Source organism: Streptomyces sp. L-9-10 (assembly GCF_004151105.1).
In the GTDB taxonomy this organism is placed as follows: Bacteria; Actinomycetota; Actinomycetes; order Streptomycetales; family Streptomycetaceae; genus Streptomyces.
Genome location: NZ_PHRF01000144.1, coordinates 1 through 354, shown reverse-complemented (window position 1 = coordinate 354; position 354 = coordinate 1). Strand labels below are relative to the sequence as shown.

The window sequence follows — 354 nt, the reverse complement described above, 5'->3', positions numbered from 1 at the left end:
GGTGGATTCCTGCGGGACGTGGAGGAGTTCGACGCGGGGTTCTTCGGGATCCCGCCGCGCGAGGCGCAGGCGATGGATCCGCAGCAACGGCTGGTCCTGGAAACCTCCTGGGAAGCCCTCGAACGCGCCGGGATCCGCTCCGAAGCCCTCGAGAGCAGCGACACCGGTGTGTACCTGGGCACGATGAACGGCGACTACGGCAGCCTGGGGCACGGTCTCGGGGACCAGGACGGATACGTCAACACCGGCAGGGCGAGCAGTGTGCTGTCGGGTCGGGTGTCGTACTCGCTGGGGTTGCGGGGCCCGGCGGTGACGGTGGATACGGCGTGTTCGTCGTCGTTGGTGGCCTTGCAC

Annotated in this window: 1 protein-coding gene; it reads left to right on the top strand. The window is 68.4% G+C overall.

Annotation, left to right across the window (positions count from 1 at the left end; translation table 11 throughout):
• On the top strand, nucleotides 1-354 hold a 354-nt coding region (locus CU044_RS30355), incomplete at both ends, for a polyketide synthase (protein ID WP_129771954.1).